This is a genomic window from Streptomyces sp. LARHCF249 (genome assembly GCF_052871255.1).
This window is the reverse complement of the sequence record NZ_JBIXJQ010000003.1, coordinates 324293-350020: the sequence shown is the minus strand read 5'-3', so window position 1 is coordinate 350020 and position 25728 is coordinate 324293. Positions and strand designations below refer to the sequence as shown.

24 protein-coding genes are annotated in these 25728 nt (G+C 75.2%); 12 read left to right on the top strand and 12 right to left on the bottom strand.

All coding sequences use genetic code 11. The features are described from left to right. The first annotated feature begins 82 nt into the window (after window positions 1-82). Window positions 83-1390: a geranylgeranyl reductase family protein gene (locus ACIPUC_RS10015; RefSeq protein WP_446588246.1), complete on the top strand. Its 1308-nt coding sequence runs from the start codon at window positions 83-85 to the stop codon at window positions 1388-1390. Between the two features lie 146 nt (window positions 1391-1536). Here the strand turns inward: ACIPUC_RS10015 and ACIPUC_RS10010 are convergent, their stop codons facing one another. After that, window positions 1537-1995 (bottom strand): nitroreductase/quinone reductase family protein, encoded by a 459-nt coding sequence (locus tag ACIPUC_RS10010; RefSeq protein ID WP_446588244.1) that lies wholly within the window; start codon window positions 1993-1995, stop codon window positions 1537-1539. Window positions 1996-2150: 155 nt separating this feature from the next. Between ACIPUC_RS10010 and ACIPUC_RS10005 the strand changes: the two genes are divergently transcribed. Beyond that, window positions 2151-2849, top strand: a complete 699-nt coding sequence (locus ACIPUC_RS10005; protein ID WP_446588242.1) for a TetR/AcrR family transcriptional regulator — start codon at window positions 2151-2153, stop codon at window positions 2847-2849. A gap of 165 nt (window positions 2850-3014) precedes the next feature. Then, the gene (locus ACIPUC_RS10000; protein ID WP_446588240.1) at window positions 3015-4037 is read left to right on the top strand and encodes a spherulation-specific family 4 protein; all 1023 of its coding nucleotides are present in this window, start codon (window positions 3015-3017) and stop codon (window positions 4035-4037) included. Between the two features lie 54 nt (window positions 4038-4091). Here ACIPUC_RS10000 and ACIPUC_RS09995 read toward each other — a convergent pair whose 3' ends face one another. Beyond that, window positions 4092-4835 (bottom strand): maleylpyruvate isomerase family mycothiol-dependent enzyme, encoded by a 744-nt coding sequence (locus ACIPUC_RS09995; RefSeq protein WP_446588238.1) that lies wholly within the window; start codon window positions 4833-4835, stop codon window positions 4092-4094. A gap of 37 nt (window positions 4836-4872) precedes the next feature. On the opposite strand from ACIPUC_RS09995, the gene ACIPUC_RS09990 reads away from it, so the two are divergent. Then, window positions 4873-5526 (top strand): alpha-ketoglutarate-dependent dioxygenase AlkB family protein, encoded by a 654-nt coding sequence (locus tag ACIPUC_RS09990; RefSeq protein ID WP_446588236.1) that lies wholly within the window; start codon window positions 4873-4875, stop codon window positions 5524-5526. Window positions 5527-5569: 43 nt separating this feature from the next. Further along, window positions 5570-6832, top strand: coding sequence for an ROK family protein (locus tag ACIPUC_RS09985; protein WP_446588234.1), 1263 nt, complete (start codon window positions 5570-5572; stop codon window positions 6830-6832). Between the two features lie 123 nt (window positions 6833-6955). Here ACIPUC_RS09985 and ACIPUC_RS09980 read toward each other — a convergent pair whose 3' ends face one another. Next, window positions 6956-7504: an ATP-binding protein gene (locus ACIPUC_RS09980; protein WP_446588233.1), complete on the bottom strand. Its 549-nt coding sequence runs from the start codon at window positions 7502-7504 to the stop codon at window positions 6956-6958. A 198-nt stretch (window positions 7505-7702) separates the two neighbouring features. Here ACIPUC_RS09980 and ACIPUC_RS09975 point away from each other — a divergent pair, with 198 nt between their 5' ends. Further along, complete coding sequence (locus tag ACIPUC_RS09975) at window positions 7703-8878, top strand: PLP-dependent cysteine synthase family protein (RefSeq protein ID WP_446588231.1); 1176 nt, start codon at window positions 7703-7705, stop codon at window positions 8876-8878. 82 nt (window positions 8879-8960) lie between these two features. On the opposite strand, the gene ACIPUC_RS09970 is transcribed toward ACIPUC_RS09975, so the two are convergent. Next, the gene (locus tag ACIPUC_RS09970; protein ID WP_446588229.1) at window positions 8961-9449 is read right to left on the bottom strand and encodes an SRPBCC family protein; all 489 of its coding nucleotides are present in this window, start codon (window positions 9447-9449) and stop codon (window positions 8961-8963) included. A gap of 172 nt (window positions 9450-9621) precedes the next feature. Here ACIPUC_RS09970 and ACIPUC_RS09965 point away from each other — a divergent pair, with 172 nt between their 5' ends. Beyond that, window positions 9622-12066 (top strand): hypothetical protein, encoded by a 2445-nt coding sequence (locus ACIPUC_RS09965; protein WP_446588227.1) that lies wholly within the window; start codon window positions 9622-9624, stop codon window positions 12064-12066. Here the strand turns inward: ACIPUC_RS09965 and ACIPUC_RS09960 are convergent. The 5 genes from ACIPUC_RS09960 to ACIPUC_RS09940 all read right to left on the bottom strand — a co-directional run bounded on the left by ACIPUC_RS09960 (window position 12017) and on the right by ACIPUC_RS09940 (window position 18112). Next, complete coding sequence (locus ACIPUC_RS09960; RefSeq protein WP_446588225.1) at window positions 12017-14473, bottom strand: right-handed parallel beta-helix repeat-containing protein; 2457 nt, start codon at window positions 14471-14473, stop codon at window positions 12017-12019. The two genes, ACIPUC_RS09965 and ACIPUC_RS09960, sit on opposite strands and share 50 nt — an antisense overlap. A gap of 102 nt (window positions 14474-14575) precedes the next feature. Beyond that, window positions 14576-15184 carry an Rv1733c family protein gene (locus tag ACIPUC_RS09955; RefSeq protein WP_446588223.1) on the bottom strand — a complete coding sequence of 203 codons (609 nt, stop codon included), beginning with the start codon at window positions 15182-15184 and terminating at the stop codon, window positions 14576-14578. A 119-nt stretch (window positions 15185-15303) separates the two neighbouring features. Beyond that, window positions 15304-16128, bottom strand: coding sequence for an MOSC domain-containing protein (locus ACIPUC_RS09950; RefSeq protein WP_446588221.1), 825 nt, complete (start codon window positions 16126-16128; stop codon window positions 15304-15306). 55 nt (window positions 16129-16183) lie between these two features. Further along, on the bottom strand, window positions 16184-16687 hold the full coding sequence (locus ACIPUC_RS09945; RefSeq protein WP_446588219.1) for a DUF6643 family protein: 504 nt from the start codon (window positions 16685-16687) through the stop codon (window positions 16184-16186). A 246-nt stretch (window positions 16688-16933) separates the two neighbouring features. Next, window positions 16934-18112 (bottom strand): glycosyltransferase, encoded by a 1179-nt coding sequence (locus tag ACIPUC_RS09940; RefSeq protein ID WP_446588217.1) that lies wholly within the window; start codon window positions 18110-18112, stop codon window positions 16934-16936. A 361-nt stretch (window positions 18113-18473) separates the two neighbouring features. On the opposite strand from ACIPUC_RS09940, the gene ACIPUC_RS09935 reads away from it, so the two are divergent. Beyond that, entirely contained in the window at window positions 18474-19265 is a 792-nt protein-coding gene (locus ACIPUC_RS09935; RefSeq protein WP_446588215.1) for a glutamate racemase, read from the top strand. Window positions 19266-19283: 18 nt separating this feature from the next. On the opposite strand, the gene ACIPUC_RS09930 is transcribed toward ACIPUC_RS09935, so the two are convergent. Continuing rightward, on the bottom strand, window positions 19284-20210 hold the full coding sequence (locus ACIPUC_RS09930) for an ADP-ribosylglycohydrolase family protein (protein WP_446588213.1): 927 nt from the start codon (window positions 20208-20210) through the stop codon (window positions 19284-19286). Further along, a complete protein-coding gene (locus tag ACIPUC_RS09925) occupies window positions 20207-20797 on the bottom strand; it encodes a TetR/AcrR family transcriptional regulator (RefSeq protein ID WP_446588211.1) in 591 nt (196 codons plus the stop codon). Before ACIPUC_RS09925 ends, ACIPUC_RS09930 begins: the two co-directional genes overlap by 4 nt. Window positions 20798-20891: 94 nt before the next feature. Between ACIPUC_RS09925 and ACIPUC_RS09920 the strand changes: the two genes are divergently transcribed. The 4 genes from ACIPUC_RS09920 to ACIPUC_RS09905 all read left to right on the top strand — a co-directional run bounded on the left by ACIPUC_RS09920 (window position 20892) and on the right by ACIPUC_RS09905 (window position 24846). Beyond that, window positions 20892-21950: an FAD-dependent oxidoreductase gene (locus ACIPUC_RS09920; RefSeq protein WP_446588209.1), complete on the top strand. Its 1059-nt coding sequence runs from the start codon at window positions 20892-20894 to the stop codon at window positions 21948-21950. Between the two features lie 164 nt (window positions 21951-22114). Next, window positions 22115-22630: a hypothetical protein gene (locus tag ACIPUC_RS09915; protein WP_446588207.1), complete on the top strand. Its 516-nt coding sequence runs from the start codon at window positions 22115-22117 to the stop codon at window positions 22628-22630. A gap of 30 nt (window positions 22631-22660) precedes the next feature. Next, the gene (gene lnt, locus ACIPUC_RS09910; RefSeq protein ID WP_446588205.1) at window positions 22661-24313 is read left to right on the top strand and encodes an apolipoprotein N-acyltransferase; all 1653 of its coding nucleotides are present in this window, start codon (window positions 22661-22663) and stop codon (window positions 24311-24313) included. 29 nt (window positions 24314-24342) lie between these two features. Next, the gene (locus tag ACIPUC_RS09905; RefSeq protein WP_446588203.1) at window positions 24343-24846 is read left to right on the top strand and encodes an NUDIX hydrolase; all 504 of its coding nucleotides are present in this window, start codon (window positions 24343-24345) and stop codon (window positions 24844-24846) included. A gap of 39 nt (window positions 24847-24885) precedes the next feature. Here the strand turns inward: ACIPUC_RS09905 and ACIPUC_RS09900 are convergent, their stop codons facing one another. Next, window positions 24886-25656 carry a trypsin-like serine peptidase gene (locus tag ACIPUC_RS09900; protein WP_446588201.1) on the bottom strand — a complete coding sequence of 257 codons (771 nt, stop codon included), beginning with the start codon at window positions 25654-25656 and terminating at the stop codon, window positions 24886-24888. Window positions 25657-25728: the final 72 nt, after the last annotated feature.

Sequence of the window (25728 nt, the reverse complement as noted above, 5' to 3'; positions counted from 1 at the left end):
TCGCACAGCGGGGTGGGGCGGCGTCTCGCCGTAGGATTTCCCCGGCATCGGAGCAACGGGTGATCAGGAGCAGCAGCACATCGTGAGCAGCGACAGCGACAGCGACGACGTACGCGACGCAAGCGCAGGAAACGCCGCACGGGGAGCGGACGACGAGGCGGCCGGGGGCAGCGGGGAGACCGGCGAGGTGTGGGACGTGGTCGTGGTCGGGGCGGGGCCGGCCGGCTCCTCGGCGGCGTACGCGGCGGCGACGGCGGGGCGGCGCGTCCTGCTGCTCGAGAAGGCCGAGCTGCCCCGGTACAAGACCTGCGGCGGCGGCATCATCGGGCCCTCGCGCGACGCCCTGCCGCCGGGCTTCGCGCTGCCCCTCAAGGACCGCATCCACGCGGTCACCTTCTCGCTCGAGGGGAAGCTGACCCGGACCCGGCGCTCGAAGCACATGCTGTTCGGGCTCATCAACCGGCCGGAGTTCGACGCGGGTCTGGTCGCCGAGGCCGAGAAGGCCGGCGCGACGGTCCGCACGGGCACCGCGGTGGCCCGGGTCGAACAGCACGGGGCGGCCGTGCCCGACCGGCGCACCGTCGCCGTGGTGCTCGCCGACGGGGAGACCGTGCTGGCCCGCGCGGTGGTCGGGGCGGACGGCAGCGCGAGCCGGATCGGCGCGCACGTCGGCGTGGAGATGGAGCAGGTCGACCTGGGCCTGGAGGCGGAGATCCCCGTCCCGGACACGGTCGCCGAGGACTGGAAGGGGCGGGTGCTCATCGACTGGGGCCCGCTGCCCGGCAGTTACGGCTGGGTGTTCCCCAAGGGCGACACCCTCACCGTCGGGGTGATCTCGGCCAAGGGCGAGGGCGCCGCGACCAAGCGCTACCTGGACGACTTCATCGCCAGGCTCGGGCTCGCCGGATTCGAACCGGCCGTCTCCTCCGGTCACCTGACCCGCTGCCGCACGCCCGATTCGCCGCTGTCGCGCGGCCGGGTACTGGTGGCGGGCGACGCCGCCGGGCTGCTGGAGCCGTGGACCCGGGAGGGCATCTCCTTCGCGCTGCGCTCGGGGCGGCTGGCGGGGGAGTGGGCGGTGAAGATCTCGGAGGCGCAGGACGGGGTGGACGCGCGCCGCCAGGCCCTCAACTACGCCTTCGCCGTCAAGGCGGGGCTGGGCGTGGAGATGGGCGTCGGGAAGCGGATGCTGGCCGTCTTCGAGGCCCGCCCGGGGCTGCTGCACGCGACGATCACCGGATTCCGGCCGGCGTGGCGGGCCTTCGCCCGTATCACGCGGGGCTCGACGACCCTGGCCGACCTGGTGCGTACGTACCCGCTGGCGCGCAGGGCGCTGCAGGCGCTGGACGCCCGGCAGGCGGCCCGCAGCGGCGGCCGCGGCCAGGTGTAGGCCCGGCCGGCGCGGGTCCCCCGCGGTGAGTGGGCGGGATCCCCTCCGGGGGCGGCGGTGTCTCCGGAGGGGGCTGCGGGGTGCCGGGGTCCGGCTGCGCCGGGGCGGTGCGCCCCGGCGGGGTCCGCGCGGCGGCCGGGGCCGGGTCAGCTCGACACCGTGATGCGGAAGACCGGGTGGTCGCCCGCGGCCGCCCGGAGTTCCGCATCGGAGGACTGGGCCGTGACCCCCTGGAAGAAGCGGTTGACCTCCCAGCCCCACTTCTCCAGGTAGGCGCGCAGGATGGCCGCCTGCTCGACGGGGTCGCTGATCTCGGTGGCGGTGAACGTGCGCACCTTGCGGCCCACGCGCAGTTCGCCGCCGCCCGCGACGCGCATGTTGCGCACCCACTGTGAGTGGCCGCGGGCCGAGACCAGGTACTGCGCGCCCTCGTACGTGTGCGGGTTGACCGGGATCCGCTGCAGCGCGCCGGACGTGCGCCCGCGGACCGACAGCTCGGCGGTGCCCGCGAGGCTGATGCCGAGCCGGGCCAGCTTGCCGAAGATCGAGTTGAAGCGGGTGGCGAGCGGGCCGGCCTGGACGTAGTACGGGCGGGACGCGTTCATGGTGGCCTCCGGAGCGGTAATCCGTATCGAGAGCACTGCTCTCGCTTGAGATCAGTGTGCACGGATCGGTGCACCAAAGCAAGAGCAGTGCTCTCGAAATGGAGCGTCGCTCCGATTCTTGGGCAGTGCTCCGGCCGCATGGCACACTGACGCGCATGAACACCGTGCGAGGGGCCAGGGAACGGGCCCGCATCGAGGTCACCGCCGCCATCAAGGACGAGGCCCGCCGCAGGCTCGCGGCCGAAGGCGCCGCCAAGCTCTCCCTGCGCGCCGTCGCCCGCGAGCTCGGCATGGTATCCTCCGCCCTCTACCGCTACTTCCCCAGCCGCGACGAGCTGCTCACCGCCCTCATCGTCGACGCGTACGACAGCGTCGGCGCGGCGGCGGAGGAGGCCGACGCCCGTTCCCTGGCCGCCGGGGACCCGCCCCGCGCCCGATGGGTCGCGGTCTGCGAGGCCGTCCGCGCCTGGGCGCTCGAGCACCCGCACGAGTACGCCCTCATCTACGGTTCCCCCGTCCCCGGCTACAGCGCTCCCGCCGACACCATCGGTCCCGCCTCGCGCGTGGGCAACGTCCTGATCGCCATCGTCCGCGCCGCCTACGAGGGCCACGGCCTGGCCCTCCCGCCGCTCCCGGCGGCCCTGCGCCCCGAGGCCGTCCGGATGACCGCCGACTTCGCCGAGGGTCTGCCCCCGGAGGTCACGGCCGCGCTGGTCGCCGCCTGGGCCCAGCTGGTCGGCCTGGTCTCCTTCGAGTTGTTCGGCCAGTTCAACCGGGTGGTCGAGGACCGGGCCGTCTTCTTCGCGCATGCCGCCGGCCGGCTGGCCCACGGGGTGGGACTGCCCGCCGTGTGAGGTGAACCCCGGCGGATCGTGCGGAACGCGCCGCGGTTCACGCGATGCGGCGACAGGTCGCTCTTCTGTTTGTCTGACGAATGCGGGCGTTCAGCCTTGGAGTACGGGCCGCCCGTCTAGTGTTCCTCGGGTCGAACACCCCCAGCCGCCGCCGGAGGAACGTTCATGCGCCGCGCCGTCAAGGCCCTGTACGCCGTCCTGGTCACCGCGTTACTCGCCGCGCCGTCGCCCGCCGCCACGCTGCCGGCGTCGGCGCGCGGCGCGGACCCGGCGCCCGCCGGCCCGGCCTCCTCGGGCCCCGCCTCCTCGGACGCCGCGCCCGCGGACCGCGCGCCCTCGCTGCCACCCGCCCCGAGCCCCACCGCACCACCCGTGCCGCGGATGCCCGGCGTGCGGGGCCTGGAGATCGGCGTCCCCGCGTACGTCTGGGCGAACGACCCCATGCTGGCCGGCCTCACCGCCACCGGACCGGCCGCCTCGGTGGTGGTCCTCAACCCCGGCAACGGCGACGCCCCGTTCGACGCCGCCTGGCGGGCCCGCGCCGACGTCCTGCGCGGCGGCACCACCGCCACCGGCGAGAAGACCAAGGTGCTCGGCTACGTCCACACCGACCACGGCAACCGCGACGCCGCCGCCGTCAGGGCCTCCGTCGACAACTACCTCAAGGCCCCGGACGGCCGCCTCCACGTCGACGGCATCTTCTTCGATGTCGTCAGCCGCGACTGCGGCCCCGCCAACGCCACCCGCGACCACTACGCGGAGCTGCGCCGCTACGTCGAGGACGCCCTGCACGCCGTCGACCCCGCCGCCTCCGGCCTCGTCGTCAACAACCCGGGCACGGCCATCGCCGACTGCTACCTGGAGCCGGGCCGCCGCACCGCGGACGTCTTCGTCACGTACGAGGACACCTACGCCGCCTACACCGGCGGCGGCTGGCTCGGCGGCAACGTCTTCGACCCCCTGAACGGCTACCGCGCCGGCTCCGAACTCGACCCGGGCGGCACGGCGTTCTGGCACCTGGTCCACGACGTCCCGGACGCCGACGCGATGCGCACGATCCTGCGCACGGCCTTCGACCGCGGCGCGGGCTACGCGTACGCGACCAGCGCGGTCATGCCCAACCCCTGGAACACCGGCCCGGCATGGGAGTTCCGCAGCCAGACCGAGCACGCCGCGACCCTCGGCTAGAACCCGAGCCGCCAGAACCCCGCCGCCAGAACCCGCGCCGGGCACAGGCTCCGCTCAGATCCCGGCCGTCTCGCTCCACAGCCGCGCCAGCTCCAGGTCGCCGGTCACCCCCGGTCCCGCCAGCGGCAGCCGGTTCCACAGGGCCGCGTACAGCCAGGCCGCCTCGCCCTGCAGCTCGCAGTCGACCGGATCGTCCGTGGCACCCTGCACCGTACGGGCCGGCTCCGGCGACAGGTGTACGGTCCACACCGCACCCGTGTCCGCGGCCCTGACCCGCAGCACCCGGGGCTCCGGAGTCCGCACCAGGCTGCGCGGCCGCGCGTGGAAGCCGGTCAGCAGCTCGTCCACCCCGTCCTCGGCGAACTCCGGCGCGACCGGCGAGAACGCGACACCGAGCGCCGCCTCCGCGTCCATCCGGTGCACGGCCGTCTCATGGGCCTGCCGCCGCGCCCAGAACGCCAGCGGCGAGGGCGCCGCCGTCGGCAGGAACGTCCAGCACTGCACGTCGGCCGGTGCCCCGGCCAGCGTCCGGACCAGGTCCGCGTGACCCTCGCGGAACCAGGCCAGCAGCTCCGCGCCGGTCAGCTCCGGCGCGTCCGGGAACGGCACCGGCTCCAGCCGCCCCTCCCCGACGAAACCGGCCGCCCAGCGGTGCACCGAACCGGTGTGCCGGAGCAGATCGGCGACGCGCCACTGCGGGCAGGTGGGCACGAGGGCGTCCGTACCGGCCCGTTCCGCCAGCTCGGCGAGCAGCTCGCCGTCCCGCTCCAAGGTCTTCACGAAATCGGTGATCTCCATACGGGAAGTCTGTCAGCCGGCCCGCGACAATCAAGGCATGGACGGGGAACTCTTCCCGCGCGAGCGGACCGTGATCGCGCCCGGCGCCGTGCACGTGCCCGACTGGCTCGGAGCCGCGGGGCAGCGGGAGTTGCTGGCCGCCTGCCGCACGTGGGCCCGCCCGCCCGCGGGCCTGCGTACGGTCCGCACCCCCGGCGGCGGGACGATGACCGCCCGCCAGGTGTGCCTCGGACTGCACTGGTACCCGTACGGCTACGCCCGCACCGCCGTCGACGGCGACGGGGCGCCGGTCAAGCCGATGCCGGGATGGCTCGCCGAACTGGGGCGGGAGGCGGTGGCCGCGGCGTACGGGAAGCCGCCGGGGCCGGAGGTCGTGTACGACATCGCCCTGATCAACCTCTACGAGGGCGACTCCCGCATGGGCATGCACCGCGACGCCGAGGAGCGGTCCGATGCGCCGGTGGTCTCGCTCAGCCTGGGCGACTCCTGTGTCTTCCGCTTCGGGAACACCGCCTCCCGCGGCCGGCCGTACCAGGACGTGCAGCTGCGCAGCGGTGACCTGTTCGTCTTCGGGAAAGCGAGCCGACTGGCCTATCACGGGGTGCCGAAGGTCCTGCCGGGCACGGGCCCGCAAGGGCTCGGGCTCACCGGCCGGCTGAACATCACGCTCCGGGTCGGCGGGCTCGGCTAGCCGGAGGCGTCCGGCACCCTCCGATCATGCGAGGATCGGGTGCATGAACGGCAACGGGGCCCCACCGCGGGTGGGGGATGTGACCACGGTGTCCACGGCTTCCGCGAGGACCAAACTGGAGCGGGGCCGCGGCGCCCTCGGCCCCGCGCTGGAGCTCGTCCACACCGGCCGCGCCCCGACCCGCGCCGTCCTGACGGCCGAGCTCGGAGTCACCCGCGCGACCGCCGGAGCGGTCGCCGCCGAGCTGGAGGCGCTCGGGCTGATCCGGGTCGACTCGCGCCCCGGCGGCGCGGGCGGCACCCAGGGCCGCCCCTCGCACCGGCTCTCCGTGGACGAGAACGGCCCCGTGGCGCTGGCCGCGCAGGTGCACCCGGACGGGTTCCGGGCCGCGCTGGTCGGCCTCGGCGGCCGGATCGTGGCCACCGCCCCCGGCAAGGTCACCGTCTCCGCCGACCCGGCGCAGGTGCTCGGCGCGGTGGTGGAGGCCGGAGCCGTGCTGCTCGCGCAGACCGGCCGCCGCTGCGTCGGCGCGGGCCTCGCGGTCCCCTCGGCGGTCGCGGAGCCGGAGGGTACGGCGCTCAACCCGCTGCACCTGGCCTGGCCTGCAGGTTCTCCCGTACGGGCGGTCTTCGCGGAGTGCGTCAAGGCGGCGGGGATCGACGGCCCCGCGCTGACCGGCAACGACGTCAACCTCGCCGCGCTGGCCGAGCACCGGCACGGCGCCGGGCGCAGCGCGCAGCACCTGCTGTGCGTGGCCACCGGGCACCGCGGGGTCGGCGGGGCGCTGGTGCTGGACGGCCGGCTGCACAGTGGGAGTTCCGGCCTGGCCCTGGAGGTCGGCCACCTCACGGTGAACCCCGAGGGGCGTGCCTGCCACTGCGGCAGCCGCGGCTGCCTGGACGTGGAGGCCGACCCGCTGGCCTTCCTCACCGCGGCGGGACGCACCCCCGGCCCGGAGGTGTCGCTGCTCCAGCAGGCGCGGGACCTGCTCAGGGCCGAGTACGCGGAGCCGGCGGTACGGGCGGCCGCCGAGGAGCTCATCGACCGGCTCGGGCTCGGCCTCGCGGGGCTCGTGAACATCCTCAACCCGGACCGGATCATCCTGGGCGGGCTGCACCGCGAGCTGCTCCACGCCGATCCGGAACGGCTGCGCGCGGTGGTCGCGGACCGCAGCCTGTGGGGACGCAGCGGGAGCGTGCCGATCCTGCCGTGCACCCTGGACCACAACAGCCTGGTCGGCGCGGCGGAGCTGGCGTGGCAGCCGGTGCTCGACGACCCGCTGGGGGCCCTGGGCGCCGCGGCCTAGGCGCCGCGGTCCAGGAGCCGCGGTCCAGGAGCCACGGCCGGGCGCCGGGGCCCGGCCGTCGCGGCCTCGGCGGCGCGGCCTCGAGGCTGCCGGCCCGGCCCCGGGCGGGCGCGGCGCCGTGCGCTACCCGGGCCTGACGCCGACCGACGCCGCCACCGACAGGCCTGCCGAGACGGCCGCCGGGTCCACGGCGACGAGCGCGGTCCGGGCGGGCTCCCGTACGGGCTTGGTCTCGATCCGTACCGGAGGCGGCGAAGCCACCGGGGCGGGGGACGCCGTGAGGGAGAACCAGACCACCTTGCCCGGACCGTCCGTCTGGTGGCGGGCGCCCCAGGCCTCGCTGACCGCCTCCACGAGGGCGAGCCCGCGTCCGCCGGTCTCCAGAGCGTCCATCGCCGCGTCCCGGAGCACCGGAAGCCGCGGATCGCTGTCGATGACCGAGACCGTCAGCCGCCCGAGACGGAACTCGATCTCGACGGTGCAGGTCTTGTCCGGCTGCGCGTGGCGGTGGACGTTGCTGAGCAGTTCCGTCACGCCGAGCGCGGCCCGGTCGATGAGCGGATCGAGCTGCCAGTGACGCAGCTGCGCCGACACGATCCGGCGTATCTGGCCTATACGCGACGGCAAGGCTTGCAGTTCGACGACGCAGTGCCTGCGGGAATGACTGATCACGGCTGCGACTCCCCGACATGAGTGTTACGGGTGCTGCACCCTCGGTAATGCTCCACCAGGGTCACCCACAGTGCCCCGCAGTGCAACCGAACGCGATCGAAAGCGATCCGCATGGAAACCCAAAGTGACTATTTGTGCAGGTGAGGGAGGTACATTGCGAAAGCAGGGGGCGAATACACGCACGAAGGAGCACGGCGCATGAGCACCACCGGCACCAGCGGAACGACGGGCACCACCGGCACCACCGGCGCCCCGGGCGCGACGGCCACGACCATCGACGTCGACCGCAGCGACGCGCACTACCGCGCCTGGCTGAAAGAAGCCGTCCGCAAGGTCCAGGCCGACGCCAACCGCTCCGCGGACACCCACCTGCTGCGCTTCCCCCTCCCCGAGGACTGGGGCATCGACCTCTACCTCAAGGACGAGTCCACGCACCCGACGGGCTCCCTCAAGCACCGCCTCGCGCGGTCGCTCTTCCTCTACGCCCTGTGCAACGGGTGGATCCGTCCCGGCCGCCCGGTGATCGAGGCCTCGTCCGGCTCCACCGCCGTCTCCGAGGCGTACTTCGCCAAGCTGATCGGCGTGCCGTTCATCGCCGTCATGCCGCGCACCACCAGCCCCGAGAAGTGCCGCCTCATCGAATTCCACGGCGGCGCATGCCACTTTGCGGACGACCCGATGAAGATGTACGAGGAGTCGGCGGAGCTCGCCGCCCGCACCGGCGGCCACTACATGGACCAGTTCACGTACGCCGAGCGGGCCACCGACTGGCGGGGCAACAACAACATCGCGGAATCGATGTACCAGCAGCTGCGCCTGGAGCGGTACCCCGAACCCGCCTGGATCGTGGCGACCGCCGGCACCGGCGGCACCTCCGCGACGATCGCGCGGTACGTGCACTACATGCAGCACGACACCCGCCTCTGCGTCCCGGACCCGGAGAACTCCTGCTTCTTCGAAGGCTGGACCAACGACGACCCGCACGCGAGCAGCGATTGCGGCTCGCGCATCGAGGGCATCGGACGGCCGCGCATGGAGCCGAGCTTCGTGCCGGGCGCCATCGACCGCATGATGAAGGTCCCGGACGCGGCGAGCGTCGCCGCCTGCCGGGCGCTGGAAACCGCCATAGGGCGCAAGGCGGGCGGCTCCACCGGCACCGGCCTGTGGAGCGCCCTGAAGATCGTTTCGGAGATGGTGGCCGACGGCCGCAAGGGCAGTGTCGTCACCCTGCTCTGCGACCCGGGCGACCGCTACCTGGACAAGTACTACTCCGACGCGTGGCTGGCGGAGCAGGGCCTCGACATCGCCCCGTACGCGAAGACCATCGACACCCTGCTCACGACGGGGGTCTGGCGCGAGCCGTCGGCCGCCTGAGCGCCCGCGGACGAGGGTCAAGTACCCCTGTCAGGACCCGAAGCCGGTGGTGTGACGGGCGGGCCCGCTGCGGGTCCGGCCCTTACCGGCCGGCCGCGCGCCGCGCCGCGAGCAGGCCGTCCAGGCTGCGGACCGCCGTGCGGAAGGAGTGGCCCAGGCCGGGTCGGGCGGCCGTCAGGGCCAGCCGGAAGGGGGCCGGGCCGTCCGCCGCGAAGGTCCAGCGGACGCGCGTGCCCGAACCGGCGGGCGTCAGCCGCCACTCCTCCAACAGGGCCCGTACGCCGGGGGCGTTGGTCTCGTCCACCCGGTACGCGTACCGCTGCTCCGGATCCGCCGCCATGATGGTCTCCTGGAAGCGCACCCCGCCCACCAGCCGTACCTCCCGGCCCGCACCTCCGTGCGTGGGACGGGCCAGGGTGACCGCCCGGAACCAGCGCGGCCACGCCACGACCTCCGCGGCCAGAGCCTGGTACACCGCCTCCGGCGGCGCCGTCGCCTCGGCGGCGAAGGCCAGCCGTACCGGCGCGTCCTCGATGAAGTCCAGCCCCACCGGGCGGAGTCGGCGAGCCATGGCGGTACTCCCGTCGTCGAGCGGTTTCGCGCGCCACCTTAGCTGGCTGTCCGTCAGATGTCCGCTCTGGAAAGGATTTCCGCTGCCGGGCGGCGTGGGGCCCTGGCCACCGGCCCCCGAGGCGGGGGATGCTGGAACCGAGCCGATCCCGCCCCGCGAGCGGAGCCCAGCTGTGCCGGAGACCCCGGAGAACCCGGAGACCCCCACACCACCGAACCCGAAGCCGCACCCGGACCCGACCCCGCCCCTCGCCCTCGAACTCCTCGTCCACGGAGTCGCCGGCGCCGCCCCCGCCGAACTGCTCGGCGACCCGCGCACCGTGCGCGTCACCGGGGACTCCACCGCAGCCGTCTTCCGCCGCACCGAGGACGCCGACGCCGAGGCCCACCCCGAGCGGTACGCCGGGCGGCCGGTCCCCGAGGCCTACTGCTGGTCCCGGCTCACCTCCGGCAACGGGGCCCGCGCCCTGTGGCTGCTGCTCCTGCCCTTCATGGTGGCCAACCTCGCCCACTGGGCCCGGCCGGCCACGCCCGCCGCCGATCCCGCGCCGCGTGCGGTGCGCACGTACGGGGTGCTCGTACGGATCCTCGCGCTCAGCCTGACCGTGCTGCTGATCGCGGCCGCCTGCGAGGTCGCGCTCGACCTGTTCGCCTGGCAGTGCGCGGGATCCGGCACCTGCACCGCCGACCGCTCCTGGCTGCGATTCCTCGCCGACGGCGGCTGGTGGGCCCAGCCGGGGCGCCGGCTCGCCCTCGGCGCGCTGGTCCCCGCCGCGCTGACGGGGCTGCTCTGGTTCCTGTCGAACCGCACCTGGAGCGCCTACGAGTCCCAGCCGCCGCCCGGCGGCGCCCCGGACCCGGACACGGCCTCGGACACCGCGCCCGCGCTCGGCCGCCCCGGATTCTGGTACGGGCGACGGATCGTGGCCCGGCTGCGCGCCGCCCACACCGCCGCCGGGCTGCTCACCGTGGCCGCGGCCGTCGCGGCGCCCACCGCCCGCCACGACCGGGCCGCCGGGGCCCCCGTACTCGAAGCCCTCGGCTGGACGCTGGAGGCGCTGCTCGCCGCCGGGGGACTCACCGTGGCCTGGGTGGTGTGCCGGCGCGGCCGCACCGAGGCCCGGCCCGACCACCGGCTCGACCGGGCCGCCGTCACCCTGCTGCCCGGCGCCGCCGTCGCGCTCCTCGCCGCCGTCCTCCTGTACGCCTGCTGGTCGCGCCCCGGCTGGACCTCCGCCGGGCGGCTCCCCGGGGACTTCGCCTTCGGAGTGCTCATGCTGGGCCAGGGCCTGTGCGTGCTCGGCCTCGCCGCGGTCGCCGCCCGCCTGTACCGCCGCGCCCCCGATCCGGCCGCCGCCTTGCGCGGCCTGGGCGGTCCCGCCATCGCCATGCTGGGCTGCGCGCTCGGCGGGGTGATGTCCGGCGGGGTCGCCCAGCGCGTCGCCGACTGGCTGGACGGGGGCGCCACCCCCGGGATGGCCGGGACGCCGCTCCCCGGGCCGCCCGTGCTGCTGTCCTGGCAGGCCGCCGTGCTGCCACCGCTGCTCCTCGTACTGGCCCTGCTCGCCGCCTGGTTCGGGGTGGCCGGAGCCCGAGCCAGGCGCAGGCTCGCCCGGGCCGTCGCCGCCGAGTACCCGGGGGAGGCGCCGGACCGGTCCCGGAGCCGCCGGATCGCGGGGGCCCGGGCCGCCGCCGCGCTCACCGACTCAGCGCCGTGGTTCGTGGCGGCCGTCTCCGGCATCACCCTGCTGCTCGGCGCGGGGGCACTCGCCGGAGCCTGGATCGGCGGGCAGGTCCCGGGCGAAGCGGCCCGCGGGAGCGGCCCGTTCCTGGAGACCGCCGCCCGAGCCGCCCAGGACACCGGGTCCTGGCTCATCGGCTTCGGCTTCGTCCTCTTCGTCACCTGGGGCCGGCGCGCCTACCGGGATCCCGCCGCCCGCCGCACCATCGGCATCCTGTGGGACGTCGGCACCTTCTGGCCGCGCGCCGCCCACCCCTTCGCCCCGCCCTGTTACGCCGAGCGGGCCGTCCCCGACCTGACCTGGCGGATGACCGGTTGGACCGGCCGCACCGGCGGACGCCTGGTGATCTCCGGCCACTCCCAGGGCAGCGTGCTCGCCGCGGCGGCCGTCTGGCAGCTGCCGCCGGCCGTCCGCCACCGGGTCGCCCTGCTCACCTACGGGTCCCCGCTCGGCCGCCTCTACGGCCGCTGGTTCCCGGTCTACTTCGGCCCCGGCCCGCTCATCGCGCTGCACGACGAGGTCGACTGCTGGCGCAACCTGTGGCGGGCCACCGACCCCATCGGCGGCCCGGTGCTCCCCGGCACCCGGCAGGACGTGGATCGCGGCCCGCTCCCCGACCCGGTCGCCTACGGCCGAAGCCCCGGCCACCCGCTGCCCGCGCCGATCCTGGGCCACTCCGACTACCAGGCCGACCCCGCCTTCGCCGCCGAACGCGACGCCCTGCTCGCGCGCCTGGACCCGGCGGCACGTGCCCGGGGACCCCGGCCCGCTAGTCCTCCCGGACCGGGGCGGGCGGAGGTGGCCGGGGGAGTGCCGGGTCAGCGGCTCAACAAGGCGCCGGCTGGGGCGGCAGATCCGCCGGGAACAGCAGGGTGAGCTCGTCCGTACTCGGCTCCGCCAGCTGGGCCACCCGACCCGCGTGCCGCTCGACCATCGACTCGAAGGTCTGGCGCGCGGTGCGCCCGTTGCCGAAGGCCGGTCCCTTGGGCAGCTCCGTGAAGTACCGCAGCAGCGCCTCGCCGGTGCCGTCCCCGAGCCGGTACTCGTGCTCCTCCGCCTGCTGCTCCACGATCCGCAGCAACTCCTCCGGCCCGTAGTCGCCGAAGGTGATGGTCCGGGAGAACCGTGAGGCCACCCCCGGGTTCACGGTCAGGAAGCGGTCCATCTCCGCCGTGTACCCGGCGACGATCACCACCACCGCGTCCCGGTGGTCCTCCATCAGCTTCACCAGGGTGTCGATCGCCTCGCGCCCGAAGTCCCGGCCCGAGTCCTCCGGCGCCAGCGCGTACGCCTCGTCGATGAACAGGACCCCGCCGCGCGCCCGGTCGAAGGCCTCCTGCGTACGGATCGCCGTGGACCCGATGTGCTCGCCGACCAGGTCCACCCGGGACACCTCCACCAGGTGCCCGCGCTCCAGGACCCCCAGGGAGGCGAGGATCTCCCCGTACAGCCGGGCGACCGTGGTCTTGCCCGTGCCGGGGGAGCCGGTGAAGACGAGGTGCCGGCGCACCGAAGCCGCCTTGAGCCCCGCCTGCTGCCGCCGTCGGCCCACCTCGATCATGTCGGTGAGCGCACGCACCTCGCGCTTGACGCTGTCCAGGCCGACCAGCGCGTCGAGCTGCCCCAGCACCTCGCCGGAGCCGCGGGCCGCCGCCGGGCCGCCGCCGTCCTGACCGTCCCGTCCGTCCGCCGACCGCGCCACGGGAACCTCCGCCGCCTGCGGTACGGGGCTCTGCGCCGCCCCGACCGTACGGATCTCCGGCCGCGCCCCGGCGAACGCACCGCCCGAGACCGCCTGGGCCACCGGCCGGACGCCGGAGCCGTCGCCCGTGCAGTCCTCGGCGACCGGCCCGTCCTCCGGGAACTCGTACCCCCCGCGCGCACAGCGCTCGGTGTGGCAGCGGGCGAGCGCCGTGCGGCAGCCGTCGAGGATGTGGAACCCGAAGCCGGCGCTGCCCGTCACCCGGCAGGCCGTGAAGCTGCCGCGGCCGCCCGCCGACACGTAGAAGCCGGACTCGGCGGCGGAGGTGACCGTGCACCGCTCCACGGTGGGGTCGGCGCCCTTGGTGACGATCACGCCGGTCTGTACGGCGTCGATGGTGCAGTTGGCGAGGGTGCCGCCGCTGCCGTGGTCGCGGAACCAGGCTCCGGTGGCCGCCTCCCGGATCCGGCAGTCGTCGAGCTGCGCGGTGGCCCCGTCGCTCACCGACACCGCGGTGTTGCGCACCTGGGACAGATCGCTGTCGACGACGTCGACGCGCGAGCCCCGGTCCAGCACGAACAGCGCGTCCGGCACGTCGTGGACCCGGCAGGAGTCGAGGGAGACGGTGGCCCCGTCACTGATCCACACCGCCGGATAGTCGCCCGTGCTGTCGTGGATCTCGCAGGACTCGGCGGCGACCCGGGTCCCCGGGTCCCACACCGACAGCCCGTTGCGGCCGAAGCGGCGCACCGTCGTGCGGCTGAGCGTGAGCACCGAGCGGGACCGCAAGTCGACCGCGTTCTCCGGGATGTCGTGGATGTCGCAGCCGGCCAGTGTGAGGACGGCGTCGGTGTCGAGCGTGACCCCGTCGGCGGAGGTGCGGTGCACCGAGCAGTCCGTGAGCCGCGCGGTGGCCCGGGCCGCGACCTGCACGCCGCTGCCCTTGATCTCGTACACCTCGCAGCCCAGCGCTTCCAGGCCCGAGCCCTCGCCGGTGACCCCGATGCCCGCGCCCGTGGCGTGGTGGACCCGGCAGCGCTCCAGGCGCGGGCGGCCGCCGCCGCGCACCGAGATCCCGGTCTGGCCGGCGGCCACGACCTCGCACTCCTCGAACACCCCGCCGCCGCCGTCCAGTACGGCGATGCCGACCCCGCTCGGATTCTCCACGGTGCAGCGCCGCACCAGGGGGCGCGCTCCGCTGCCGCGCACCTCGATGCCGGCCGCCGACCGCGTGCTCACCCGCAGGTCGGTCAGTTCGGGGGCGCCGTCCTCCACCAGCAGCGCGGGAGCGGCCCGGTCCTGGCCCTCCAGGTGCAGGTCCTGGACCACGGCAGAGGCGCGCACGGTCAGCGCGACCCCGTCGGGCGGGGCGATCCGCACCGATCCCAGCCCGCCCTCGGGGCCGCGCAGGGTCACGGCGTGGTCCAGCACCAGGTTCTCCCGGTAGGTGCCGGGGGAGATGGACAGCACGTCCCCGTCGCCCGCCGCGGCCAGGGCCGCGGCCAGCGTCGGATACTCACCGGAGCGGCGCCGCCAGCGCGAGGCCCCGCCGTGCGTCACCTGGACCGTGCCCTGAGCCATGGTGCTGTCGTGCCCCCACCCTCGTACTCGCCGGGCCGCCGATGCGGCCGGTCTGGTCTGGCCGGTCCACCGTAGCGCGCGCGGGGCCCCTGAGTTGCCAGGTCAACTGCCCGCGCCCGCCCGGCCCCAGTCCGGCCCCGCCGCCGCCCACGCACGGTCCAGGAGCATGTACCGCCGGTGCACGAGCCTGCGTACGACCAGCCGGCGGACCGTCTCGGCCAGCGCGGCGGCCGCGATCGCGGCGGCCAGACCCGCCACGGCGGCGTGGTGGGCGGCCGAGGACGGGTCGAGCGGCTGCCCGACCAGCCGGCCGCGCGCATCGGTCCATATCCGAAACTGCTCGCCCGGGCGCGGAGGTTCCTCGGCGGCCGGCACCGTCCCCTGGTGGCTGCTCCCGTCGGGCGCGGTCCACGAGGCCACCACCTGGGTACGGTGCGGCGCCGTCCGCTGGGCCGGGGGACCGGCGGACGCGTCCGCGGCCTCGGCGGCCGGCCGGACCACCACCGCCGGGACGAGGTGCCGCTCCTGCCGCTGCTCGAGGGCGGCCTGCTGCAACGTCCCGTCCACCTGTATGCCCGCGGCGCAGCCGATGGCCGGAGCCACCAGCAGGACGCACACCAGCGCCGCGAACGCCACCCACGCCTCGAAGAGATCGGTCTGCCGGCGCAGCGGATTGCGCCGCCAACGCCACACTCCCATTGCTGTCCACACGGTCCGGCTCCCCCAACGTACGCCAGCCATCCGTCCTGTCCTGACTGATCCAACGGTGTGGTCGCACCGGTGGTTCCAGTCGAGGGGCGGAGCCCCTCGAAGGTGTCATTCCGGACGGGTCATTCGAGGATGTGGACCTCGTCGCCCACGCGCACCGTGCCCAGTCGCACCGGCACCAGCTGCCGCCCGAAGGCCAGGGACTTGCCGATCTGCCGGTGCGCGGCCAGGGTCTTCAGCGGCTCCTTGCCCCGCTCCGCCGTCCGCTGGTCGGTGGTGGTGACGACGCAGCGCCCGCACTCCCGGACCCCGCGAAACACGGCGTCGCCTATCGCGATGCGCCGCCAGCCGTCCTCCGCCCACGCCTCGGCCCCCGCCACCACCACGTTGGGTCGGAAGCGGTTCATCGGCAGCGGGCCCTCCGCCGGATGGTCCCCCTGCGCGATCAACGCGTTCAGCGCGTCCAGCGAGGCCAGGGTCGTGATCAGCAGGGGGTACGCGTCGGCCAGGCTCACCGTCTCGCCCGGCAGTGCGTAATCCGGGTCCACGGGCCGCCGTACGGCCGGATCGTCCAGGTGTACCAGGCGCGCCGGCGCCCCGAGGTACGCGCTGAACCAGTCGGCCGCGGCGCTCGCCGCGACCACGGTCTCGACCTTCTTCCCGAACAGCACGACCGGCTCCAACGGCCCCGGTCCGGGCACCTCCACGAGCAGCTCCGGCAGACCGGGCGCCGACACCGCGATCCCGCCCCCGGCCACCGGACGCGCCGCCGCCAAGGCCAGCCGCGGCTGCTGGCGTTGGGTGATGACCGTGCCCCCGGCGTCGACGAGCGCCCATCGCCGGTCCCCGGACAAGCCCCAGGGCTCCACGGCCACCTCGTCGGGAGCGGTCCCCGCTACCGATTTGACGGGATGGACGTGAAGCGCCTGTACACACAAGTTCGACATGGGAGCATCCTGCCAGTCGCCCCCGGCACCGCCCCAGCAGTTATCCGTGCCTCCGTCAGTAGCCGCGCCCCTGGTACGGACGGCCGTACGGGTCCTCGTACGCGGCGGCCGGCACCGGCGTCGGAGCCTGCATCGGGCGCGGTGCGGCCGGACGCATGGCCTCGTACCCGGTGGCCGCGGCGACCGGACGGGGCTGCTGCGGCTGGGGCTGCGGCACGTATCCGCCGCGGGCGGCCTGTTGCTGCTGCGGGATGTACGGCGCGGGCGCGTGCTGCAGCGGCATCGGCTGCGGCGCGCCCTGCTGCTGGTACGGGTAGCCGTACGCGGGGGCCTGCTGTTGCGGCATGGCCGGGGGCAGCGCGGGCAGGGAGGAGGCGAGGGCCGGCAGGTACCCACCGCTCGAATACCCGGCGCTGGGGGACTCGTAGGCAGCCGGGACGCGGATCGGGGCGATCTGCGGAGTGCCGCGTTCGGCGACGAGGGAGTCGTAGATGGGGGTGTCCGGGAAGGAGGGCGCGGAGTAGTAACCGCCGCCATAAGTGGAGCGGGGGGAGGTCATGGGACCTAAGTTAAGCCCACGACTTCACGGGGTCCATAGCGAGGTGCCGTCAACACCGTCCTGACCTGCATATTCGCAGGTCAGGACCCCACGTTTCACTTCACGTTCACGTGCACGATTCGCCACTTCCGCCCCGTCTTGTTCACACTCGTCACCACCGGTTGTGCAGTGCACCGACTTGGTGCTGACGCAGCGTCACAAGCCGGTGACCTCGGATGACGTTGTTTCGGGCAGCAGTTCGCCGTTTCAGGCATCGCTGGGGCGGGCATAGGTTCGGCCCTTCCATGCCGCGCCGCGCCCCCGGTAGTGCTGCACGGCCGAGTCGACGGTCATCAGCAGGTAGAGCAGGGCCGTGAACGGAAGGAGCGGAGCGAGCGCCGCGGGCTGCCGGTAGTAGCGCAGCATCGGCAGGTAGGTGCCCGCCATCAGCAGCCAGGCCAGGCCGCCGGCCCACGCGGTGGCGCCGTGTCCGGCCGCGAGCCCGAACAGCAGGGCGGCCGGCGGCACGAGGTACACGAGCACCAGGCCCGCGACCGTCCCGGCGAGCAGGAGCGGCTGATGGCGCAGCTGCGCGTAGGCGCTGCGCGAGACCATCCGCCACAGGTCCCCGAGCGCCGGGTACGGGCGCACGCTGTCGACCCGCTCCGCCAGGCCGAGCCAGATCCGGCCGCCGGAGCGCTGGACGGCGCGGGCGAGGGACACGTCGTCGATGACGGCCTGCCGGATGGCGTCGGGCACGCCCGCGCGGACGGCGGCCCCGGTGCGCAGCAGGACGCAGCCGCCGGCGGCCGCCGCGGTGCGGGCGCCGGGCCGGTTGATCCGGCGGAAGGGGTAGAGCTGGGCGAAGAAGTACACGAAGGCGGGTACGACGAGGCGCTCCCACACGCCGACGACGCGCAGCCGGGCCATCTGGGAGACGAGGTCGAGGTCGGCGGAGGTCGCGGCGCAGACCAGTTCGCGCAGGCTGTCGGGCTCGTGCGCGATGTCGGCGTCGGTGAGGAGCAGGTAGTCGGGCTCGGTGGCGTGCGCGGTGCGGGCGAGCGCGATGCCGTGGCGCAGGGCCCAGAGCTTGCCGGTCCAGCCGGGGGCGGGGTCGCCGGGGGATGTGACGGTGAGCGGGAGCCCGGGGTGCGCGCGGGCGAGGCGCTGGGCCAGGGCGCCGGTCCCGTCCGTGCTGCCGTCGTCGACCAGGATCACCTCGGCCTCGCCGGGATAGTCCTGGGCGAGGAGGGAGGGCAGGCTGGCGGGCAGCACCTCCGCCTCGTCCCGGGCCGGCACGATCACGGCGACGGACGGCCAGCGGGCGGGGGCGGTGCGCGGCGGGAGCCGCACGTCGGTGCGCCAGAACATGCCCTGGGCGAGGGTGAGCCAGAGCCAGGCGGCGAGGGAGGCGTAGGCCGCGACGGCGGCGGTGAGGGTGCCCATGGCGGCAGTGTGCCGGGCACCGCGGGGCGTGTCGCGCGTCCCGCTCCGCGTGGCGGGGGTGGTGCTGTGCGGGTCCCGCCGTGCGGGGTTCGGGGTCCGGGGGCGCGGGTCCCCGCAGCCCGGGGTTCGGGGTCCTGCGGGGGCGTCGGGGCCGGGGGCCGGGTCGGCGGTGTTCGAGGGGCGGGGCCGGGTGCGCCCGGCGGGGCTGGATGAGGGGCGGCAGGGGAGCGGGTCGGGTCGCTGGTGGCGGGGCGCCGGGCAGGGTCGTCGCTGGGCGGGGGTTGGGCGGGGGCCACGGCGGGGATCGTGCGGGAGCGGGCGGCGGGGCGGGGCCGGCGGGGGCTTCGACTAAGGTGGGCGGGTGAAGATCGCGCTCATGGACTCCGGAATCGGCCTTCTCGCGGCGGCCGCGGCGGTGCGTCGGCTGCGGCCGGACGCGGAGCTGGTGCTGTCCTCCGACCCCGACGGCATGCCCTGGGGTCCGCGCACGCCCGCCGACCTCACGGGACGGGCGCTCGATGTCGCCCGGGCCGCCGCCGCGCACCGGCCCGACGCGCTGATCGTGGCCTGCAACACCGCCTCCGTGCACAGCCTGCCGGCCCTGCGGGCGGAACTGGAGCCCGGGATCCCGGTCATCGGCACCGTGCCCGCGATCAAGCCCGCGGCGGCCGCCGGCGGGCGCGTGGCCATCTGGGCCACTCCCGCCACCACCGGCAGCCCGTACCAGCGCGGGCTGATCGGCGAGTTCGCCGCCGGGGTCCAGGTCACCGAGGTGCCGTGCCCCGGTCTGGCCGACGCCGTCGAAACCGCCGCCGACGACGCCGTGACGGCCGCCGTCGCCGCGGCCGCCGCGCTGACCCCGGCCGACGTCACCGACGTGGTGCTCGGCTGCACGCACTACGAGCTCGTCGAGACCGCCATCCGGGCCGCCCTGGCCGAGCGGACGCAGGGCGCCGAGCTGGTCTTCCACGGATCCGCCGAGCCCGTCGCCGTTCAGGCGCTGCGCCGCATCGGCGCACGGCCCGAGCCGGACCTGCCCGCCACCGGCGGCCTGACCGTCCTGCGCAGCGGCCGCCTCGGTGCGCTCCCGGCTGCCGCCCTCGGGTACGCGGAAGGCCGCCTGCTGGCGGGCCGGGACGCCGTCGTCGGCTGACTCCGGCCCCGACCGGGCCTACGCCGGGCCCGCCGCCGCGAGGTCGCGGGCCAGGGCGCGCAGGTCGGCCGCGCGCAGGACGCGGTCTGCGGAGCCGGGCAGCGGGACGTGCAGGGCCGTGGTCCAGTGGTCGGGGACGGCCTGGTCCCCGTACACCGCACCGGCCAGGGCGCCCGTCACCGCGGCCACCGTGTCGGTGTCGCCGCCCAGGTCCACGGCGGCCCGCACCGCCTCCGCGAAGCCGGTGGTCGTACGCAGTGCCCATACCGCCGAGCCGAGGCACGGCCAGACCGCCCCGTTGAACTCCGTGGCCAGGCCGGGGTGCCACGCCCGGTCCAGTACCACCGCGTAGCGCGCGCGGTGGTCGGGATGGACCGCGCCGAGCGTCGCGGGGAGGGCCGCCAGCGGGTCGGCGCCCTCCAGGGCCACCCGGACCAGCTCGTGCAGGACGGCCGTGCCTTCCCAGGCGGCCCGGTCGCCGTGGGTCAGCGCCGCGATCCGCCGGGCGGCGTCCATGGTCCCCTCGCGCCCGGCCCCCGCGAAGTACACCGCCGAGGTGGCCGCCCGCATCAGCGAACCGTTGCCCGCCGCACGGGCGTTGACCTGGAAGTGCAGCGCCGCGGCGAGATCCCAGGACCCGCCGTTGGTCAGTACGTCCTCGGTCTGGAGCCCGATGTCCTTGGGCTGCCCCGCCGCCCAGCGCTGGAACCGGCGGAAGACGTCCGGGAGTTCGAGGCCGCCGCGGTCCAGCAGGGACTCGCCGACCAGGACCGCCATCTGCGTGTCGTCCGTGGCCTCGCCCGGGTCCCAGCCGCCTCCCCCGCGCATCTCCTCGCCCCGCGCGGTGAACTGCCCGGGCGGGCCGAACTCGTACGGTGCGCCCAGCGCGTCGCCCGCCGCCGAGCCGAGTACGGCGCCCACGGCGCGGTCGAGCCGGGTGATCATCGTGTCTCCTCGGGGCAGATGGCGGCCAGCAGGCCGCGCGTGAACGCGTCGAGATCGTCAAGCCCGGCGGCCGCCAGGGTGTCCGGGGCGCCGGCCAGCAGATGCGGAAGGGCGCCGTGCAGGGCGAGGGTGAGCGCGCGGACGTGCTCCGGGCCGGCCGGCAGCCCGGCGGCGCGCAGCAGGTACGCGTACGCCGCGAAGTCCGAGGCCCCGATGGGGTCCAGCAGCCCGGCCAGCCACGGCCGCCGCGTCGCCTCGGTCTGGAGCTCCAGATAGGCGAGCACCCGGGCCCGGCCCGGTCCGGCCGCGTCCCGCAGCAGCCCCGAGAGCAGCGCCGCCAGTTCCTGGGCGTCGGCCGGTCCGGGCCCCGCCCCCGCCAGGGCGGCGGCCAGCGCCCGGTACTGCTCCAGGCAGCGCTCGGCCACGGCCCGCAGCAGCGCGTCGCGGCTCGGGAAGTAGTTCTTGGCCGTGCCCGTCGGCACGGCGGCGGCCGCGTCGACGGCCCGGTGCGTCAGCCCGCGCCCGCCCGCGTCCGCCAGTACGGCGACGGCCGCGTCCCGCAGCCGGTCCCTCCGGTCCTGATTCACCTTGCCAGCATAACCACGGCCGTGGTACCACAGATGTAGTACCACGGCCGTGGTGGTCGGGGTCCAAGCGGCAATGAGGCATGAGGAGTCGGCCATGGGCAGCGAGAACAGGGCCGTCGTGGTGGGGGCGGGCGTCGGCGGGCTCGCGACCGCCATCGGCCTGCGGCGCGCGGGCTGGGCCGTGACCGTGCTGGAAGGGCGGACCGCGCTCGAACGCTACGGAACCGCCTTCGGCATCCACCCCACCGCCCAGACCGCGCTCGAACGGCTCGGCCTCGGCGGGGCGCTGCGCGCGCACGCCGTCCCCTACCGCGAGGCGCGGATCCGGCGCCCCGACGGCACGGTGCTGGCCGCCCTCCCGCTCGAACGGATCGAACGCAAGGCGGGCCGGCCCGAACTGCTCATATCCCGGCCGCGCCTGATCGACGCACTGCTCGCCGCGCTCGACCGGACCGGCGGTGCGGAGATCGTCTACGGGCAGCGCCTCGCCGACCCGGCCGGCCTCGGGGCCGACCTCGTCGTCGGCGCCGACGGCATCAACAGCGCGGTCCGTACGGCGTACTTCGGCCGGACCAGCGGCCCCCGCCCGATCGGCTCCGTCGCCTGGATCGGCATCGCCGGATTCGAGACCGGCGTGTACGGCGAGACCTGGGGCGACGGCCGCTTCTTCGGGATGACGCCCGTCGAGCCCGGCCGCACCAACTGGTACGCCACCGTCCCCGACGCCGCCTTCCCCGAGGCCGCCACCGCCGATGCGCTGCGGGGCGCCTTCGCGGGCTGGCACGATCCCATCCCGCGGGTCCTCGCGGAGACCGACCCCGCGACCTGGATCCGGTACGAGATGCGCCACCTCCACCCGGCGCTGCCCGCCTTCGTCGCGGCCGGCCGGGTGGCCCTCGTCGGCGACGCCGCCCACGCCATGACCCCCAACCTCGGCCAGGGCGCCTGCACCGCCCTGCTCGACGCCGAGGCCCTCGCCCGGGCCGTCGCCGGGGCCGGACCGGGCGCGCTGCCCGCCGCCCTGCGCGCGTACGACGCCGAGCGCCGCCGCAGCGCCCAGCGCGTCGCCTTCGGCTCCCGGACCCTGCACCGCTTCATGACCGCCCGCCGCCCCGGCCTGCGCGACGCGCTGGTGAGCCTCCTCCCGGGTTAGGGGACTGCGACGTGCACGGCCGCCGAGGCCCCGCCGAGCGCCGAGGGGGCGGACGGGACCGTAAGACCTCAAGTTTGGTTCAGGTCGAGCACGGGCAGGCGCGCGGTACATCGACCGGGCGAGAGGCGGTGGCGCGCATGCGGAAGGTGAGTACGCTGCTACTCATGACCGGTCACCCCCCGGGTCCGCTGTGGACGGGCCGGGCCTCCAACCGTGCGCAGTGGCTGCTCGCAGCGGCCGGTGCGGGCTGTGTGGCGCTGGGCATCCAGCTCGCCGTCGACAACGCCTGGACCAACGGCATCGTCCCGCTGCTCATGTCCGTGGTCGGCTGCCTCGCCGCCGGTCTGCTCATCCTCTACGGCACCCTCGCCTTCGTGCACGTGGCCGTCACCGTGGACTCCGAGGCCCTCGAGGTCCGCTGCGGCCACATCGGACTGCCGCGCCGCAAGATCCGCCTGGCACAGGTCACGTCCGCCGAGTTCGTCCCCCGGATCACCCCGCAGCAATGGGGCGGCTGGGGCTACCGCTGGCGCCCCGAGAAGGGCACCGCGGTCATCGTCCGCCGCGGCGAGGGAGTGGAACTGAAGCTCGACGACGGGAAGCTCTTCACGGTCACCGTCGACGACGCCGAGAACGCCGTCCGGATCATCCGCGCCCACCTGCGGGCCCTCGCCCGCTGATCCGGACGTACAGGACGTACACTCCGCCAGATGAGCAGCAGTGTCACCCGCGCGGCCGGGAACGAGCCCGCGGACCCCTCCGTCGCAGCCCGGGCAGCAGCCGCCACGGAGCCCGCGGCGCCCCCCGCCGAACGACCCGGCGCACGCCCGGCCGCCGCGAAGCGGAAGGGCGCCGGGCTGGTGCGTGCCCTGCTCGCCGCCCTCGCCGGAGTGCTGCTCTACCTCAGCTTCCCGCCCCGCCCGCTGTGGTGGCTGGCCCCCCTCGCCCTCGCACTGCTCGCCGGCTGTCTGCGCGGCAGCCGGGCCCGGGCCGGCTTCGGACTGGGGCTCCTCGCCGGCCTCGGCTACCTGCTGCCGCTGCTCGTCTGGACCGGCGAGGAGGTCGGCCCCGTGCCCTGGCTGGCGCTGGCGGCCCTCGAAGCCGTCTTCATCGGCCTCACCGGGCTCGGTATCGCCCTCGTGAGCCGGCTCCCGGCCTGGCCGCTGTTCGCCGCCGCCGTCTGGGTCGCGGGCGAGGCACTGCGCGCCCGCCTCCCCTTCGGCGGATTCCCCTGGGGCAAGCTGGCCTTCGGCCAGGCCGACGGCGTCTTCACCCCGCTCGCCGCGCTCGGCGGCACCCCGCTGCTCTCCTTCGCCGTCGCACTCTGCGGATTCGGGCTGTACGAAGTCCTGCGCACCGCCCTGGACCACCCGCGCCGGGCCACCGCCGCGCTGGCCGCCCTCACCGTCGCCGCCCCCATCGGCGCGGGTCTCGCCGCCCGTCCGCTGGTCTCCGACGCCGCCGAGGACGGCACCGCCGTGGCCGCCGTGATCCAGGGCAACGTGCCGCGCATGGGCCTCGACTTCAACGCCCAGCGCCGCCAGGTCCTGGACAACCACGCCCAGCGCACCGAACAGCTCGCCGAGGACGTCAAGGCGGGCCGCGTCCCGAAGCCCGACTTCGTGGTCTGGCCGGAGAACTCCTCCGACCTCGACCCCTACTCCCAGCCCGACGCCTACGAGGTCATCGACAAGGCCGTCAAGGCGATCGGCGTGCCCGTGGCCGTCGGCGCCGTCGTGTCCCCGCAGACCGGTCCGCTGCGCAACACGATGATCCTCTGGGACCCGGTGAGCGGCCCCACCGCCACCTACGACAAGCGCAAGATCCAGCCCTTCGGCGAGCGCATCCCCATGCGCTCCGTCGTCCGGCTCTTCAGCTCCGACGTGGACCGGGTGCGGCGCGACTTCGGCCCCGGCAAGGACCCCGGCGTGTTCGACATGGCCGGCAGCGGCGTCGGCATGGTCACCTGCTTCGAGGCCGCCTTCGACGACGCCGTCCGCTCCACCGTCCGGGACGGCGCCCAGGTGATCGCCGTACCCAGCAACAACGCCACCTTCGGCCGCAGTCAGATGACCTACCAGCAGCTCGCCATGGACCGGATCCGCGCCGTCGAGCACAGCCGGACCGTCCTCGTACCGGTCACCAGCGGGGTGAGCGCGGTGATCCGCCCCGACGGGGCCATCGTGCGCCAGACGGAGATGTTCACGGCGGACGCGCTGGTCACCGAGATCCCGCTGCGCTCCACCGAGACCCCGGCGACCCGGCTCGGACCGCTGCCCGAGTACGCGCTGCTCGCCCTCGCCGCCGCCGGTTTCGGCTGGACCCTGAGCCGCCGGATCCGCGCCCGCCGGGCCGTGGCGTAGCGCACCGGGCGGGGTCGTAGGGTCGGGGGATGACCACACCCGATTTCATCCGCGAGATTCGCGCCACCGCCGGTCACCGGCTGCTCCTGCTGCCCGGCGTCACGGCCATCGTCGTCGACGACCGGGGCCGGGTGCTGCTCGGCCGGCGCTCCGACACCGGGCGCTGGTCCGTGGTCGGCGGCATCGCCGAACCGGGGGAGCAGCCCGCGGAGACCGCCGTGCGCGAGGTGTACGAGGAGACCGCGGTGCGGTGCGTGCCCGAGCGGGTGGTCCTCGTGCAGATGCTCGCGCCCATCACCTACCCCAACGGCGACGTCTGCCAGTTCCAGGACATCACCTTCCGCTGCCGGGCGACCGGCGGCGAGGCGCGCGCGAACGACAGCGAGTCGCTGGAGGTGGCCTGGTTCGAGGTGGACGCCCTGCCGCCCCTGGACCCCTTCGCCCTGGACCGCATCCACCGCGCCCTGCGCGACGAGCCGACCTGGTTCGAGGCCCCGGTCGCGGTCCCCGGCGAGGCCGCGATCACGGAGTAGCGCGGGCACGGAGTACCGCAGGCCCGGCGCCCGGCGGTGTCAGCCGGCGGCCGAGGCCTCTCGGTAGAGCTCCACCGCCCGGTCGCCCATCAGTGCGCTGTACGAGACCTCCGGCACGGTGCCGCCGCCCTCGTAGCCGCCGAGGACCCCGGCCAGGGCGCCGTCCACCAGCCAGGGGCTGCCGCTGGTGCCGCCGCTGAGGTCCGGGCACTCGATGCGGCGCTGGGTCGGCGAGAACAGTGCGGTGGTGTTGGCGCAGCGCAGCGGGGCCTCCTCGCTGCTCGGGTACCCGATGACGGTCACCGTGGCACCGGCCGGCTGCTCCGCGGCGACCGGGAAGCCGCCGACGAGGTCCTCGACCGGCTCGGACGGGGCGCCGTCCGCCGGGGCCACCGTCGCGAAGGCGATGTCGTCGTCCGGGTCCTCGCCGGCCGTCCAGCCCGGGGCCAGGTACACGCCCGTGAGCTTCCACGTGCCGTACGGGGCCTCGCCGTCCCGGTAGCCCGGCGCGAACACGGTGGTGCCCGGGTCCTCCAGGCAGTGCGCGGCGGTGGCGATCACGTCGCGCTCCTCGCTCCGCACCACCGCGGCGGTGCAGAAGTGCCCGCCGTCGAGCCCGCCCGCGAAGAGCGCCCCCACCCGGGCCGCCGCGGCGTCCGCCGCGGCCCGCGCGGTGCTGCCGAGCGGCGGCCCGGCCGCCGCGTCGGGCACGTCCACACTGGTCAGCGCGGCCATCGTGGCCAGCGCCGCCAGGATCCGGGACGCCTGCCGGGCACGGGTTCGGCGGACTGCGCGGGGTCGGGGGAGCATGCGGTGGATCATGCTTCGACCCTGCCCGGCGAACCTATGTCCGGAGCCCGGTATTCCGTATGAATCCGCTGT